This is a genomic window from Streptomyces sp. NPDC043812, assembly GCF_056436245.1.
The window spans coordinates 301,575-317,886 of sequence record NZ_JBWKCY010000003.1; the positions used below are offsets into that span (position 1 = coordinate 301,575).

Annotated in this window: 12 protein-coding genes and 1 pseudogene; 9 read left to right on the forward strand and 4 right to left on the reverse strand. The window is 67.5% G+C overall.

Going from position 1 to position 16,312, the window contains the following annotated elements; all coding sequences use genetic code 11:
- Positions 1–30 precede the first annotated feature (30 nt).
- From AC067Z_RS06340 to AC067Z_RS06350, 3 genes are all read left to right on the forward strand, one after another.
- The gene (locus AC067Z_RS06340) at positions 31–828 is read left to right on the forward strand and encodes a TetR/AcrR family transcriptional regulator (protein WP_478788294.1); all 798 of its coding nucleotides are present in this window, start codon (positions 31–33) and stop codon (positions 826–828) included.
- 108 nt (positions 829–936) lie between these two features.
- A complete protein-coding gene (locus AC067Z_RS06345) occupies positions 937–1,254 on the forward strand; it encodes a heavy-metal-associated domain-containing protein (protein ID WP_478788295.1) in 318 nt (105 codons plus the stop codon).
- Positions 1,255–1,418: 164 nt separating this feature from the next.
- On the forward strand, positions 1,419–3,617 hold the full coding sequence (locus AC067Z_RS06350) for a heavy metal translocating P-type ATPase (RefSeq protein WP_478788483.1): 2,199 nt from the start codon (positions 1,419–1,421) through the stop codon (positions 3,615–3,617).
- A gap of 383 nt (positions 3,618–4,000) precedes the next feature.
- Here the strand turns inward: AC067Z_RS06350 and AC067Z_RS06355 are convergent, their stop codons facing one another.
- The 4 genes from AC067Z_RS06355 to AC067Z_RS06370 all read right to left on the reverse strand — a co-directional run bounded on the left by AC067Z_RS06355 (position 4,001) and on the right by AC067Z_RS06370 (position 8,402).
- Positions 4,001–5,290 (reverse strand): citrate synthase, encoded by a 1,290-nt coding sequence (locus AC067Z_RS06355; RefSeq protein ID WP_478788296.1) that lies wholly within the window; start codon positions 5,288–5,290, stop codon positions 4,001–4,003.
- A gap of 228 nt (positions 5,291–5,518) precedes the next feature.
- Positions 5,519–7,777 carry an SF1B family DNA helicase RecD2 gene (recD2, locus tag AC067Z_RS06360; protein ID WP_478788297.1) on the reverse strand — a complete coding sequence of 753 codons (2,259 nt, stop codon included), beginning with the start codon at positions 7,775–7,777 and terminating at the stop codon, positions 5,519–5,521.
- Between the two features lie 68 nt (positions 7,778–7,845).
- The gene (locus tag AC067Z_RS06365) at positions 7,846–8,136 is read right to left on the reverse strand and encodes a hypothetical protein (protein WP_478788298.1); all 291 of its coding nucleotides are present in this window, start codon (positions 8,134–8,136) and stop codon (positions 7,846–7,848) included.
- Positions 8,133–8,402, reverse strand: coding sequence for a hypothetical protein (locus AC067Z_RS06370; RefSeq protein ID WP_478788299.1), 270 nt, complete (start codon positions 8,400–8,402; stop codon positions 8,133–8,135). Before AC067Z_RS06370 ends, AC067Z_RS06365 begins: the two co-directional genes overlap by 4 nt.
- Before the next feature lie 134 nt (positions 8,403–8,536).
- On the opposite strand from AC067Z_RS06370, the pseudogene AC067Z_RS06375 reads away from it, so the two are divergent.
- The 6 genes and pseudogenes from AC067Z_RS06375 (at position 8,537) to AC067Z_RS06400 (ending at position 16,220) form a co-directional block, all read left to right on the forward strand.
- Positions 8,537–9,368 (forward strand): annotated as a pseudogene (locus AC067Z_RS06375) (helix-turn-helix domain-containing protein).
- Positions 9,355–9,579, forward strand: a complete 225-nt coding sequence (locus AC067Z_RS06380) for a DUF397 domain-containing protein (RefSeq protein WP_478788300.1) — start codon at positions 9,355–9,357, stop codon at positions 9,577–9,579. The pseudogene AC067Z_RS06375 and the gene AC067Z_RS06380 overlap by 14 nt, the downstream one beginning before the upstream one ends.
- Positions 9,580–9,666: 87 nt before the next feature.
- Positions 9,667–10,155: an SseB family protein gene (locus AC067Z_RS06385; protein WP_478788301.1), complete on the forward strand. Its 489-nt coding sequence runs from the start codon at positions 9,667–9,669 to the stop codon at positions 10,153–10,155.
- A complete protein-coding gene (locus AC067Z_RS06390) occupies positions 10,152–10,799 on the forward strand; it encodes a hypothetical protein (protein WP_478788302.1) in 648 nt (215 codons plus the stop codon). The genes AC067Z_RS06385 and AC067Z_RS06390 overlap by 4 nt, the downstream gene beginning before the upstream one ends.
- A complete protein-coding gene (locus tag AC067Z_RS06395) occupies positions 10,799–15,550 on the forward strand; it encodes a putative T7SS-secreted protein (RefSeq protein ID WP_478788303.1) in 4,752 nt (1,583 codons plus the stop codon). Before AC067Z_RS06390 ends, AC067Z_RS06395 begins: the two co-directional genes overlap by 1 nt.
- On the forward strand, positions 15,543–16,220 hold the full coding sequence (locus tag AC067Z_RS06400; protein ID WP_478788304.1) for a DUF7919 family protein: 678 nt from the start codon (positions 15,543–15,545) through the stop codon (positions 16,218–16,220). The genes AC067Z_RS06395 and AC067Z_RS06400 overlap by 8 nt, the downstream gene beginning before the upstream one ends.
- Positions 16,221–16,312: the final 92 nt, after the last annotated feature.

Below are 16,312 nucleotides of genomic sequence, written 5' to 3' on the forward strand. Positions count from 1 at the left end.
TCAACAGGGTCAGGAAGCTGGGGATTTGACGTGCCGGAGCCCACCAAGGCGGAGCCCGCAGAACCGGAGCCGACGAACCGGGGCGCCGCGCGAAGGCACGCGGTCGCCACACCCACCACGCACGCCCGGACGGGCGACCCGCACGAGGCCCCCGGGACAACGCCTCCCTCGGACACGGCAGGCGGCACAGCCGCCGCAGGCAGCGCCAAGCCGCGGCGCCGCCAGGCCCGGGGCGAGCGCCGCATCGCACAGTTGCTGGACGCCGCAGCCAGCGTCTTCTGCTCAACGGGCTACGCCGCCGCGAGCACCAACGCCATCGCCCGCGAGGCGGGCGTCTCGCCGGGCACGCTCTACCAGTTCTTCCCGAACAAGGAGGCCATGGCCTTCGAGCTCGGCGACCGCCTCATGCACCAGTGGCGCGAGTCGCACGGCACCGCACTCGCCGCCGCCACGCTCGACCTGCCCCTCGACCAGCTGCTCGACGCGGTCCTCGACCCGCTCATCGCCTTCAACCACGAGAACCCGGCGTTCGCCGTCCTGATGCACGGCCCCGACATCCCCGGCCGCGTCACCCAGGAGTTCGAGAACGTCCACGACGGCCTGCTCACCCGGATCCAGGAAGTCATCGCGGGCTATCTGCCCGGCACTCCGGAGGACGAGATCACGCGCATCGCCACCATGTCCTTCGCCGTCTTCAAGGCGGGGCTGGACCTGATCCTGGCCCACGAGGGCACGGAGCGCGTGGCGTACATCGATGAACTGAAAGCGGTCATGTTCCGTTATCTCGAGCCGTTGCTCGGCGACTCTTCCCGCGCCTGCTCGCGTTGATACCCCCTAGGGGTATAAACTCGGCAGAGTCGGGTCGCCTCGGCCGCCCCCGGGCACGCACCCGGCACCCGCAACGCGCACGCCCGTTCCGCTGATGAGGAGAACGCCATGACCGTCGAGACGAAGATCGAGATCGCGACCGCGCAGAGCACCGGCTCCTGCTGCTCGGCCGACGGCACCTGCCACGACACCTCGGCGGACGCACAGACCGGCGGCATCACCACCGCCTACGAGGTCTCCGGCATGACCTGCGGCCACTGCGAGGGTGCCGTCAGCAGTGAGATCTCCGAGATCGCCGGCGTCACCTCGGTGCAGGCCGTCGCGGCCACGGGACGCGTGACCGTCGTCTCGGACGCTCCCCTCGACCAGGCCGCAGTGCGCGACGCCGTGGACGAGGCGGGCTACGAGTTGGTCGGCCAGGTCTGACCACCACCGGACTCCCTCGGACCGGACGGCCGCCGCCCGGTCCTCCCGCCCCCCGGGGCCGGGCCGTACGCGACCGGTCGGATACTGGTCCCGTACGGCCCGGCCCCTGCACATGTGGAGTCCCGACAGTGGAAACAGCCCAGGTCGATCTCACCATCGGCGGCATGACCTGCGCCTCCTGCGCGGCCCGCGTGGAGAAGAAGCTGAACCGCATGGAGGGCGTCAGCGCCACCGTCAACTACGCGACCGAGAAGGCACGCGTCAGCTACCCGCGGGACATGCCGGTCGCCGACCTCATCGCCACCGTGGTGAAGACCGGCTACACCGCCGAGGAACCGCCGCCTCCGGCACCCGTGCCGGATACGGATACGGACACTGATGACTCGGCCGCCGCGCCGTCGCACGACCAGGACACCCTCCGGCAGCGGCTCGTCGTCTCCGCCGTCCTCGCCGCACCCGTCGTCCTCATGTCCATGATCCGGCCCCTGCAGTTCGACAACTGGCACTGGCTTTCGCTCACTCTCGCCGCCCCCGTCGTCGTCTGGGGCGGGCTGCCCTTCCACCGGGCGGCCTGGACGAATCTGCGGCACGGCGCCGCCACGATGGACACCCTGGTGTCGACGGGGACGCTGGCCGCCTTCGGCTGGTCGCTGTGGGCCCTGTTCTTCGGTACGGCGGGGATGCCCGGGATGCGGCACGCCTTCGAGCCCACCGTGGCACGCACCGACGGCACCGCGACGATCTATCTCGAAGTGGCCGCCGGGGTGGTCGTGTTCATCCTGCTCGGACGCTGGCTGGAGGCACGTTCCAAGCGCCGGGCGGGCGCTGCGCTGCGGGCGTTGATGGAACTGGGCGCCAAGGACGTGGCAGTCCTGCGCGGCGGCAGGGAGGTACGCATTCCGGTCGACGATCTCGCCGTGGGCGATCGTTTCGTCGTACGCCCCGGGGAAAAGATCGCCACCGACGGCACGGTCGTCGAGGGCACGTCGGCCGTCGACATGTCGATGCTGACCGGCGAGTCCGTGCCGGTGGACGTGACGGTGGGCGAACCGGTCACCGGCGCGACGCTCAACACCGCGGGCCGGCTCGTCGTCGAAGCCGGCCACGTCGGGGCGGACACCCGTCTGGCCCGGATGGCCGAGCTCGTGGAGAACGCGCAGAACGGCAAGGCGGAGGTCCAGCGCCTGGCAGACCGCGTTTCGGCCGTCTTCGTACCCGTCGTACTGCTGATCTCACTCGTGACGCTCGTCGGCTGGCTGCTGACGACCGGTGATGCGACGGCTTCGTTCACCGCGGCCGTAGCGGTCCTGATCATCGCCTGCCCGTGCGCGCTCGGCCTCGCGACGCCGACCGCGCTCATGGTCGGCACCGGACGCGGTGCTCAGCTCGGCATCCTGATCAAGGGGCCCGAGGTCCTGGAGTCGACGCGCAGGGTCGACACGGTCGTGCTGGACAAGACGGGAACGGTCACCACAGGCAGGATGACCCTGCTGGGCGTCCACCCGGCCGGCACATCCGACGAGGCCGAGCTGCTGCGTTTCGCCGGCGCCCTTGAGCACTCCTCGGAGCACCCCATCGCGCGGGCCGTCGCCGCCGGCGCCGAGGCGCGCACCGGCCCGCTGCCCGCCACCGGGCACTTCACCAACGTGCCCGGCCTCGGCGTCCGGGGCACCGTCGAGGGCCACGAGGTGGTCGTCGGGCGGGCGGCTCTGCTGCGCAGCGCGGGCGTGGAGGTGCCGGACGAACTGGTGGCGGCCGCGGCCGCCACCCCCGGCCGTACGGCCGTGTACGCCGCACGCGACGGCAAGGCGCTCGGCGTGCTGACGGTCGCCGACGCGGTCAAGGAGACCAGCGCCGAGGCGGTGCGCGACCTCAAGGCCCTCGGGCTGACCCCGGTACTGCTCACCGGCGACGGCAGGGCGGTGGCGGAGGCGATGGCGGCCGAGGTCGGCGTGGACGAGGTCTACGCCGAGGTCCTGCCCGAGGAGAAGGTGAAGATCATCGAAAGGCTGCGTGCCGAGGGCCGCACCGTCGCGATGGTGGGCGACGGGGTGAACGACGCCGCCGCGCTCGCCACGGCGGACCTGGGCCTGGCGATGGGCACCGGCACGGACGCGGCCATCGAGGCGGGCGACCTGACCCTGGTACGTGGCGATCTGCGCGTGGCGGCGGACGCGATCCGTCTCGCACGTCGGACTCTGGCCACGATCAAAGGGAATCTTTACTGGGCCTTCGGCTACAACGTGGCGGCACTGCCTCTGGCGGCATTTGGCCTGCTCAACCCCATGATCGCGGGCTTCGCCATGGCCTTTTCGTCCGTATTTGTCGTGTCCAACAGTCTCCGCTTGCGCTCCTTCTCGTGACTACAAACAGGTCACAAGACCTTCACAAGGAGACCTAGATCACAGATATTGAGGGGTAACCATTGAGGCTCCTCGCGAGTCTTAGTGGGCGATGCCGAGAACGTCTTGGGGGACGTTCATGGAATGTCTTGGGGGACGTTCCAGGCAAGCGTTGGCCGGGGCACGTGCCCGGGGAGCTTTGAGCGGCCCTCCCGTGCGTACGTACCCCGGCAGACCGCAGAGGGAGCGACTGCATCCCAGCAGACGCCCGGCCGGATCCCGTGGGGGGAATCCGCTCCGGGGATATGGGAAGCGCCCCGCCCGCCGACCCGTGGGGGGATCGGCAGCGGGGCGCTTTCCGCGTTACTGCTCCGCGCGCGTCCGCGACTAGGCCCTGTCCGGGCCTAGCGGGCCTCGACCGGCACGAAGTCGCGCAGGACCTCGCCCGTGTAGATCTGGCGCGGGCGGCCGATACGGGACCCGGGCTCCTTGATCATCTCGTGCCACTGGGCGATCCAGCCCGGCAGGCGGCCGAGGGCGAACAGCACGGTGAACATCTCGGTCGGGAAGCCCATCGCGCGGTAGATCAGGCCCGTGTAGAAGTCCACGTTGGGGTAGAGGTTGCGCGAGACGAAGTAGTCGTCGGAGAGCGCGTGCTCCTCCAGCTTCAGCGCGATGTCCAGCAGCTCGTCGGACTTGCCGAGGGCCGAGAGGACGTCGTGCGCCGCAGCCTTGATGATCTTCGCCCGGGGGTCGAAGCTCTTGTAGACCCGGTGGCCGAAGCCCATCAGGCGGACGCCGTCCTCCTTGTTCTTCACCTTGCGGATGAAGGAGTCGACATCGCCGCCGTTGGCCTGGATGCCCTCGAGCATCTCCAGCACCGACTGGTTGGCGCCACCGTGCAGCGGGCCCCACAGGGCGCTGATGCCGGCGGAGATCGAGGCGAACATGTTCGCCTGCGAGGAACCGACCAGGCGCACGGTGGAGGTGGAGCAGTTCTGCTCGTGGTCCGCGTGCAGGATCAGCAGCTTGTCGAGCGCGGAGACGACGACCGGGTCGAGCTCGTACTCCTGCGCCGGGACCGAGAAGGTCATGCGCAGGAAGTTCTCCACGTACCCGAGGTCGTTGCGCGGGTAGACGAAGGGGTGGCCGATCGACTTCTTGTACGCGTAGGCCGCGATGGTCGGAAGCTTGGCGAGCAGCCGGATCGTCGAGAGGTGGCGCTGCTTCTCGTCGAACGGGTTGTGGCTGTCCTGGTAGAAGGTGGACAGCGCGCTGACCACGGAGGACAGCATGGCCATCGGGTGGGCGTCACGGGGGAAACCCTGGAAGAAACGCTTGACGTCCTCGTGCAGCAGCGTGTGCTGCGTGATCTCGTTCTTGAACGTGGAGAGCTCGTCCACGGTCGGAAGCTCGCCGTTGATCAGCAGGGACGCCACCTCGAGGAAGGTGGACCGCTCGGCCAGCTGCTCGATGGGGTATCCGCGGTAGCGCAGAATGCCCCGCTCGCCGTCGAGGTAGGTGATCGCGGATTTATAGGCGGCGGTGTTGCCGTATCCACTGTCCAGGGTCACCAGACCGGTCTGGGCTCGGAGCTTCCCGATGTCGAAGCCCTTGTCGCCGACGGTGCTCTCGACCACCGGGTAGGTGTATTCACCGTCCGCGTACCGCAGTACTACAGAGTTGTCGCTCACGTCATCCCTCACCGACGTAGTGCCTCTAACTTCGAGGTGCCCTGACTGTCTCTACCATCCCCCATTTGGCTCAGGAGAGTGCACTCGGGGTCGACCATTGGGCCCATCGGCGGCACTCAGTGCCGCCAACCTGCTCATCTTGCCCCCTCCACCCTGGTTGTGAAAGCCAAGGCGGGGTCGGGGTGGTGTTTCCCACCCTGCGGGGCGGCCGAACCGCCCCCGCACGGCTCACCCGGCCGCAGGCCCGCCGACCAGCCGGTGATCGAGAGCGGTGAAGCGTCTGCCGGCGGACACCGTGCGCACCGCCTGGCCTATCGCCTTGCGCGAGCCCACCAGTACGACGAGCTTCTTGGCGCGGGTGACGGCCGTGTAGAGCAGATTGCGCTGGAGCATCATCCAGGCCCCGGTGGTGACCGGGATCACGACCGCCGGATACTCACTGCCCTGGGAGCGGTGGATCGTGACCGCGTACGCATGGGCCAGCTCGTCCAGCTCGTCGAAGTCGTACGGGACTTCCTCGTCCTCGTCCGTGAGCACGGTGAGGCGCTGATCGTCCGCGTTCAGCGCGGTGACGACCCCGACGGTGCCGTTGAAGACGCCATTACGCCCTTTGTCATAGTTGTTACGAATCTGGGTGACCTTGTCGCCGACACGGAACACCCGGCCGCCGAACCGCTTCTCCGGCAGATCCGGCCGGGCAGGGGTGATCGCCTGCTGGAGCAGCCCGTTCAACGTGCCCGCACCGGCGGGGCCCCGGTGCATCGGCGCGAGGACCTGCACATCGCGCCGCGGATCGAGCCCGAACCTCTCCGGGATACGACGCGCCGCCACGTCCACCGTGAGCCGGCCCGCGTCCTCCGTCTCCTCCTCCACGAAGAGGAAGAAATCGCTCAGCCCCGAAGTGATGGGCTGCACACCGGAGTTGATCCGGTGCGCATTCGTCACGACACCGGACTGCTGGGCCTGCCGGAAGATGCGGGTCAGCCGGACGACCGGCACCGGCCCGCCGTCCGCGAGCAGATCTCTCAGCACCTCGCCCGCGCCGACGCTCGGCAGCTGGTCCACGTCCCCGACGAGCAGCAGATGGGCGCCCATCGCCACCGCCTTGATCAACTTGTTGGCGAGCAGCAGGTCGAGCATCGACGCCTCGTCCACGACCACGAGATCCGCGTCCAGCGGCCGGTCCCGGTCGTACGCCGCGTCCCCGCCCGGCTTGAGCTCCAGCAGCCGGTGCACTGTGGACGCCTCGGCCCCCGTCAGCTCCGCCAGCCGCTTCGCCGCCCGGCCTGTGGGTGCCGCGAGCACCACCTTCGCCTTCTTCGCCCGCGCCAGCTCCACGATGGACCGGACGGTGAACGACTTGCCGCAGCCGGGCCCGCCGGTCAGCACCGCCACCTTGCTGGTCAGCGCCAGCCTGACCGCGGCCTCCTGCTCGGGCGCCAGCTTCGCCCCCGTACGCTCCGCGAGCCACGCCAGCGCCTTGTCCCAGGCCACGTCCTGGAACGCCGGCATCCGGTCCTCGTCCGCCCGCAGCAGCCGCCGCAGCTGGCCTGCGAGCGACAGCTCCGCGCGATGGAACGGCACCAGATACACCGCGGTGACCGGCTCCCCGCCGTCCGGGCCGGGCACCTGCTCCCGTACGACCCCCTCCTCGTCGGCCGCGAGCTCGGCGAGGCACTCGATGACAAGGCCCGTGTCGACCTGGAGCAGCTTCACGGAGTCCGCGATCAACTGCTCCTCGGGCAGGAAGCAGTGCCCCCGGTCGGTGGACTGGGAGAGGGCGTACTGCAGCCCGGCCTTGACCCGGTCGGGGCTGTCGTGCGGAATGCCCACGGCCTGGGCGATCCTGTCGGCGGTCAGGAACCCGATGCCCCACACGTCGGCGGCGAGGCGGTACGGCTGGTTCTTGACGACCGAGATCGACGCGTCCTCGTACTTCTTGTAGATGCGCACGGCGATCGACGTCGACACCCCGACCCCCTGGAGGAAGACCATCACTTCCTTGATGGCCTTCTGCTCCTCCCAGGCGGCCCCGATCAGCCTGGTCCGCTTGGGCCCGAGCCCGGGCACCTCGACGAGACGCTTCGGCTCCTGCTCGATCACGTCGAGGGTGTCGGTACCGAAGTGGTCGACGATCCGCTCGGCGATACGCGGCCCGATCCCCTTGATCAGCCCGGAGCCGAGATAGCGCCGTATGCCCTGGATCGTGGCCGGCAGGACGGTGGTGTAGTTCTCCACGGTGAACTGCTTGCCGTACTGCGGATGCGAACCCCAACGCCCCTCCATCCGCAGCGACTCACCGACCTGCGCGCCGAGCAGCGATCCGACGACGGTGAGCAGATCACCCGCGCCGCGGCCGGTGTCCACGCGCGCGACGGTGTAGCCGTTCTCCTCATTGGCGTACGTGATCCGCTCGAGAACGCCTTCGAGGACGGCGGGGGTGAAGCCGGGTGTGGCCGCCGGGCGGCCGGTTGCCGGAGTGGACATGAGACGACGTTATCGCCGGGGTCGGACAGGGGCGGGGGCGCCTGTGGACAACCCGACACCCCACCCCTCTAACGCGCCCTCCCGCGCAAGCGACTCTCGGCGACCCGCTTGACGTCCCGCAACGACTCGGTCAGACGGCAGGCAAGGTAGTGCAGCTCTGCGTGCGTCACGCATCGGTCCGCCAGCAGTTCCTCGGCGTGGTCGAGCAGCTCGCCCGCCATGCCGAGCTGGACACTCTCGACCCCGTCCGCGACGCGCGACACCGGGCCGGTGCCGTCACCCAGGACGTAACAGGGCCTCCCCTCCGGCCCGGTCCACGGCAGGAGCCGGGCCCACTCGTACGGCGACGTCCCGCTCACCCGGTCACCTCGACCCCGCGGATCGGGTGTGGGCCGACGTCCACGCCGTGCCCGGCTAGCCACAACGCGCCTCGCCGGGCGCGCTGTTGGCGTTCGTACTCGATGAGATAGGGACGCACCAGCGCACTGTCCTCGCCGCGCAGCGGGCTCCCGCCCGTGCGTCGTGTGGTGGGGCCGGGGATGTGAGGGCGGGAGTACGGCGGCGGGGGCGGCGTCAGCGTCCTGGGCAACAGCCGTGCGGCGAGACGTTTGAGGAATCGGGTCATGGGGGCGACCTGCTCTCCGGGTCAGCGCGACTGCGTTCTGTCGCGAGCTGCTCACAGAGTGGGGTCGTCGCTGGCTACGCTGCCAGTACCGAGAGCTTGACAGCACGCCCGTCAGGTTGGGGAGTTGGTCGCGTATGGAGCAGAGCCGTAGGGCACGAACGCCGCGCACTCCGCGCGAGAAGTACGGGGAGGAGGAGGCTGCGGCGGATAGCGACCGAGCTCACCCAGGAGGCACTGGGCGAACAGGTCGTGTGCTCACCGACGCTGATCAGCCACTTCGAGGCGGGCCGGCGGCTACCCGGCCCGGACGACGCCGCGCGTATCGACCGGGCGCTGGGGACGGACGGGTTCTTCGCGCGGTGGCTGGAGGACCTGGACACGAAGTACGTGGATCACTTCGCGGCAGTGGCCCAACTGGAGCTGCAGGCGCGGCTGATCCAGCAGTTCGCCCTTTCCCTCGTTCCCGGACTGCTCCAGACGGACAGCTACGCGCGCGAGCTGTTTCGCGCGTATCGGCCGAACCACCAGCCTGAGGAACTTGACAGAGCCGTTGTCATTCGAACGGAACGTGCCCGAATCCTGGACGAGCCGTTGACACCCGTCATGTGGACGCTGCTGGACGAGGCAGTTCTGCGACGAAGCGTCGGCGGTCCACAGGTGATGGCGGAGCAGTTGGGCAAGATCGCCGACATGGCCGCGGTGGGGAGACTGCGGCTTCATGTGCTGCCGTTCAGCGTCGGCGCGCACGCATTGCAACAGAGTCTGCTCACCCTCATGAGCTTCGAGGATTCGGCACCGATCGCCTACGTGGAAGGGCTTTTCACCGGCCACCTGATGGACGAACCTGCCCTGGTGAGCGCCAGCCAGACGGCCTACGCTCTTGCGCTGAGCGACGCCTTGTCGCAGCAGGAGTCACTTGCCCTGGTGAGGGCGGCAGCAGAGGAATACGAACATGCCCCGCAGTGAGCCCACCGTCCGCGACTCGTCGACCGTGACCGGGTGGTTCAAGTCCAGCCACAGCGGCGGCGACCAGGGCGAGTGCCTGGAAGTCGCCCGCGGCCACGCCGCCGTCCCCGTCCGGGACAGCAAGGACGCGGCGGGGCCTGCGGTCGTCTTCTCCGCGGAGGGCTGGTCGACGTTCGTCACCGCGATCAGGAGCGGCGACCTGTCCGCCTGAGAGACCGGACACAACGGCGGGCTTTGCGCCATCGTGTCCGATGTTCTTCGTTGCTGTCGGGAAGTCGGCCGTGACAGCATTCGGCGGGTGAGTGACAACGGGGATGACATAGCGAGACCGCAACGACCCTCGCGGCTCGCTGACTTGGCCGAGATGTCGGCGCCGGAAGGACCACCGGCGCCGACGACCGCCTCGCCGACGCCGCCGGTCGACGAGCCGGCCAGGGCGCGGCGTCGGTTTGCTCGTTTGCTGGGTGAGTTTCGGCGTTCGGCTGTGCTGGTGCCGTTGGATGCGTCGGGGTGTTTGTGGTCGGCGGATCAGGGTGGGGTGCGGTGGATCTGTGCGTTCTCCGACGAGGAGGCGTTGGCCCGGTTTGCTGGTGCGCAGGGTGATGCGGGCCGGGAGTGGGAGTACCAGAGAGTTCTGGGTGCGCGGCTCTTGGATGTGATGGTGCCGATGCTGCCGGGTCCGGCCGGGGTGGCGCTGGATGCGGGCAGTGAGGACGGGGTGTTGCTCCCGCCGGTGGCGGGGATCGTGCCGGATGCGGTGGCGGTTGATCTCGGGGGGATGCAGTGAGTGGGAGCGAGCCGGTGCTGCAGGCACCGCCGTCGGCGTTGGTGGAGATCGCGAAGGGCATCGATCTGGCGCATGCGGAGCTGAAGGACCTCGGCATGATCGGGGAGGCGTCGACGGGGCGGGGGTTCGCGGATCTGGCGTTGTCGGGGCTGGAGTTGGGGCACGGCGCACTCACATCGGAGTTCGGCACGTTCTGCGAGCGGTGGGAGTGGGGCGTGCGGGCGCTGACGCTGCGCGGGAACGCGTTTGCGCAGGGTGTGGGCCTGTCGGCCGGCGCGATCGCGGAGCAGGAACGGTACGTCAAGGACTTGATCAAGATCGGGGTGAACTCGCTCAACGGGAATCCGCATCTGTCCGAGGACGAGGTCAAGCAGATGCGCTGGGACACGATCCGTGACCAGCATGCGTGGGACAACGCGGACTGGAGTCCTGAGTCGTTCTCCCAGGCGCATGGCGAGGTGAAGCAGACCTGGCAGAACACCGCCTATGACGTGGAGGACGCGCTGCTGGACTCGATGGAGCGGTCGGGGGCGCTGGATCCGCAGCTGCGGGAGGCGATGGATGAGGAGTTGAAGGAGACCCTCGATCCGGATCAGGCGACGATCGATCAGGCCGAGCAGCCGCGGTGGGGGGAGAGTCGCTGATGGGGGACTGGGGGATCGTCGGTGATCTGGCCGGGAAGGCGACCGACAAGGTCGTCGACACGGTCGATGCGGGGATCGACAAGGGCAAGGAAATTGTCGGTGAGGGCATCGACAAGGCCACCGACAAGATCGGCGAAGGCCTGGAGCACTACGGCTATGACAAGGCCGCCGACGCCGTAACAGACTGGGGCGACGAGACCGCGTCGTCGCTCGGCGCGGAGATCGGTGAGCAGCAGCTCGGGCAGACCGAAGAGGCGAACGAGCTGATCCACGGCAACCCGTCGAAGATCGCGGCGACGGTGAAGAACCTGCGGGACTTCCAGAAGGCGTTCGATCTCGTCGGCGGCGGGATGAAGAAGCTCGACTCCAGCCACTGGAAGGGCGAGGCGGCCACCACCTTCCGCGACAAGTTCGAGACTCTCCCCACGGACTGGCTGCGCGCCGCGGACGCGTTCGAGGACGCCGCCAAGGCGCTGGAGACCTATTCGAAGGCGATCACCAGCGCGCAGGGCAAGGCCCGTGAGGCGATCGCCCTCTACAAGGAGGGCGACAAGGAGTCGAAGACGGCGGCCGACGCGTACAACAAGAAGGTCGACGCCTACAACAAGTCCCTCACCGGCGACAGTCCGCTGCCGGACCCGGGCACGTTCTCCGACCCGGGCAAGGCGAAACGGGCTCGTGCGCGGGAGATCCTCAGCGACGCCCGGCGTGCCCGTAACGACGCCGGTGACCTCGCCAAGAGCGCGGTCACCGCGGCGATGGCGCATGCGCCGAAGGAGCCCACCGGCCGGGAGAAACTCAAACTCGAGTTCCAGGACTTCCAGATGGCGCAGGGCGTGGAAGTCCTGCACCTGGCCGGAGGCGTCACCAAGGGCGTCGCCGGCATCGTCAACTTCGTCCGCTCGGTCAACCCGCTCGACGTCTACAACCTGACCCACCCCGCCGAGTACTACAAGGGCGTCAACATGACGCTCGCCGGCCTCGCCTCCACCGCCGCCAACCCCGACCGCGCCCTGAAGAACGCCTGGGACGCCGCCAAGGGCGACCCCTCCGAATTCATCGGCCGCCTCATCCCCGAACTCCTCGGCACCAAAGGCGCAGGCGGCATCCGCACCGTCATCCGCAACTCCGTCAAGCACGGCGTGGATGCGGATCCCCCGGGCCCTGGGCGCAAGGGGGTTGAAGACCCTGCGGATCCGTCCCGGACGGAGCGCAGGGCCGACGACGACCCCACGGACCCGATCGACCTCGCGACCGGCGCGATGTATCTGCCGCAGACGGACATCGTCCTGCCCGGCACACTCCCACTGATCTTCCGCCGCCGTGTCGCGTCGGACTACCGGGCCGGCGGCTGGTTCGGCCCGTCCTGGGCCTCCACCGCGGACCAGCGCCTGGAGATCGACTCCGAGGGCATCGTGTTCGTGGGCGAGGACGGCCTGCTGCTCGCCTACCCCCACCCGGCACCCGGCGTCCCGGTCATGCCCAGCCACGGCCCGCGCTGGCCGCTCGACCGGGACGTGGACGGCGACTACACGATCACCGACCCGGACACGGGCTGCGTGTGGCACTTCGTCACGCGCCACGACGATCTGGCGCTGCTCGTTCAGATCGACGACCGCAACGGCAACTGGATCACGTTCGAGTACGACGAGGCCGGCACACCGACGTCGATCGTCCACCACGGCGGCTACCACCTGAAGCTCACCACCAGCGACGGGCGCATCACCGCACTGCACCTCGCGGGCGCGGCTCTCGATGGCACGGACCAGGAGATCCTGCGCTACGGCTACACCGACGGCCACCTCACCGCCGTCACCAACTCCTCTGGCCTGCCCCTTCAGTTCGCCTACGACGAGCGCGCTCGGATCACGTCGTGGACCGACACGAACGGCAGCCGGTACGACTACACGTACGACGATCAGGACCGGTGCATCGCCGAGGGCGGCGTCGGGGGCCACTTCTCGCTGCGGCTCGACTACGACGGCACCGACCCCGAAACCGGCATGCGCGTCACAACCGCGACGACCAGCGGCGGAGCCGTACGCCAGTACGTCATCAACGACACCCATCAGATCGTCAAGGAGATCAACCCACTCGGCGCCGTCACCCGGTACGAACGCGACCGCTACAACCGGCTCCTGAGCACGACCGACCCGCTCGGCCGCACCGTCAAATTCGAGTACGACGAAGCCGGTCACCTGACCACCGTCGTCCGGCCCGACGGCCGCGAGGCCAAGGCGGAGTACAACGCGCTCGGACTCCCGACACGCGTGGTCAACCCGGACCGGACGACCATCCGCCAGGAATACGACGAGCGCGGCAACCGCACCAGCGTCACCGACCCCGGCGGGACCACCACCCGCTACGTCCACAGCGAAGCCGGTCACCTCACCACCGTCACGGACGCCCTCGACAACACCACATGCATCCGCAGCAACGCGGCCGGCCTGCCCGTCGAGGTCACCAACCCGCTCCGCGCGACCACCCGCATCAACCGGGACGCCTTCGGCCGCCCCGTCGAGGTCACCGATCCGCTGTGCGCCACCACCCGCCTGGAATGGACACCGGAAGGCAAACTCGCTCGCCGCACAGGCGCCGACGGCACGGAGCAATCATGGACGTACGACGGTGAGGGTAACTGCCTCACCCACACGGACGCGATGGGTGGGATCACCCGCTTCGAGTACACCCACTTCGACCTCATGGCCGCACGGACCGGTCCGGACGGGGTGCGGTACGAGTTCAGTCACGACCACGAACTACGCCTCACCCAGGTCCTCAACCCCCAGGGCCTGACCTGGACCTACTCGTACGACCCGGCCGGTCGACTCATATCCGAGACCGACTTCGACAACCGAACCCTCACCTACGAACGCGACGCAGTAGGCCGACTCGCCGCCCGGACCGACGCCCTCGGTCAGACGATCCGTTACGAGCGCGACGACCTCGACCGCCTCCTCCGCAAGGACGCCGCTGGGGCCATCACGACCTTCGCATACGACTTCTCCGACCGGCTCGCGGAAGCCGTCAACGCGGACGCCACCATTACATACCTGCGCGACCGGTACGGACGCCTCAAGTCCGAGACCGTCAACGGCCGCACCATGTCGTACGAGTACGACCAACTCGGCCGCCGCACCAGCCGCACCACCCCGACCGGAGCGGTCAGCACCTGGACCTACGACGCAGCAGGCCGCCGCACCTCGCTCACCACCTCGGGCCGCACGCTCACCTTCGAACGGGACGCAGCCGGCCAGGAGATCACGCGCCATATCGGGGATACCGTCACTCTGGCCTCCCAACACGACGCGATGGGTCGCCTCACCACCCAGCAAGTCACAGGCGCGGGCCGAAGCATCCAACGCCGCGACTACACCTACCGCGCCGACGGCAACCTGATCGGCATCGACGACCAACTCGCGGGCACCAAGACCTTCGACCTCGACGCGGTCGGCCGCGTCACGGCCATCAACGCAGCGGGCTGGACGGAGCGCTATGCCTACGACGAAGCGGGCAATCAGACGGAGGCGTCCTGGCCAGCGGCACATCCGGGCCAGGAAGCAGTCGGCTCCCGCGTGTACTCCGGCACCACGATCACGCGCGCAGGCAATGTCCGCTACGAACACGACAGACTCGGCCGCATAACACTACGCCAAAAGACGCGCTTGTCACGTAAGCCGGATACCTGGCGATACGAATGGGATACGGAAGACCGAATCGCCGCCGTCACCACGCCCGATGGCACCCGGTGGCAATATCAGTACGATCCTTTCGGTCGCCGAATCGCCAAGCGACGGATCGCCGACGACGGCCTGACTGTGCTAGACCAAATCTCTTTCGTCTGGGACGGCAATACGCTTTGCGAGCAGACCGACACAGCAGCCAATCAGACGAACATTGTCACTCTCACATGGGACCACTCAGGTCTACACCCAGTCGCCCAAACGGAACGCATCTCGGTTGCGAACTCAGGCCAAGGGGAGATCGACGAGAGATTCTTCAGCATAATTACCGATCTGATCGGCACGCCGACTGCGCTCATCGGAGAGCAGGGGGAAATTTCATGGCACACACGGGCCACTCTCTGGGGCAGCACGGCGTGGAACGTGGACGCGACCGCCCATACGCCCCTTCGCTTCCCTGGACAATACTTTGATCACGAGACGGGCCTCCATCACAACCTGCACAGAAATTACGATCCTGAAACAGGGCGATACCTGTCGCCAGATGCGTTGGGGCTTGCACCAGCACCCAACCCTGCGACATACGTCGAGAACCCGCATGCCTGGTCGGATCCACTGGGGCTTTCACCTTGCCCCGGAGAGCCTACATATCTTGACGACCCCCGGGCCGGCGTCGCTCAGCCTATCGGCAATATCAGACAGGATGGCACAACCGTAATTCACGGCCACGGAGGATACCGAGGTGACGGTGTCATCCAGGTTCCCGACGGGACTTGGCTACACATGTACGTCGACGACGGCAAGCGCCTCGATGCACATGTAGGACTCAGGATCGCAGGGCCAGGTGGTCACCGCGTGCCCCCTGTGGAGACTTTTGGTCCCGGCGACACCATGCCTAATTACACCCTATCTCCGCTCGGGTGGCATCCACATAATGGACTCCCAATGAAGTACCGAGAAGGGTCAATCATCGTGGACGAACCAACACTCCTCGGTGATATACTCGAACCAAATATGGGCGTATGCCACTGGGTGGCCTGTCGGAGACCAGGGTTCGGAAATGGCTGAGTACCGAGACTTGTCCAACTACACCTACAGCGACTGCCCGATACCAATGAGAAATATCGGATGGCTGGGCCTCAGGCATGGAATAGACACACGTCAATCTGAACCCACAGCGGCCTTCCTGGCAACCCTCAAGCATGAAACTAGGAAGACTCGAAGCCTATCCCTCGGGACGCACGAGTGTGAGTTCTGCCCAAACGGCACAAAGATTGAAGGAAATGGCGAGATCCACTTCTACGGAAAGCAGGGTCTCGTCTATTCCGCGCCAACAATGCTCGGGCACTACATGATCAAGCACCACTATGCACCCCCTCACGATTTCACCAATTCCCTTTCCCCTGCTGGCGACTTGCCCTGGGATGGCCGTGCCCAGACATTGGTCGACCTTCTGGCCGACTCAGAGTCGGACCTGGGTTGGCGCGTGAACGCCCTCCTAGATCTGCCAAATTGGTCTGACGCAACCGCCTACAAGGCAGTAGCACATGCCGCTACAGATGAAGAGCTCGCGGAAATTGCGGATTACGAGATCAGTATTTCGTTGAGCGAATTCTGGATTCGCGCCCAATCGATCGACAGCGACACCCTCAGGCGCCTATCGCCAGCCATTAGAGCTCACCTCCAGGGGGAGATGGAGAGACAAGGGAGGGGGGGCATGCTTGGCAGCTTTGGCTGAGTTTCCGAACGCCAACATCAGGTGAATTGGCCAGAAACCGGCAGGGAAAGGCCTGACGAACCGCCTTCATCCAGGGCGTGCCCCTAAAAGAA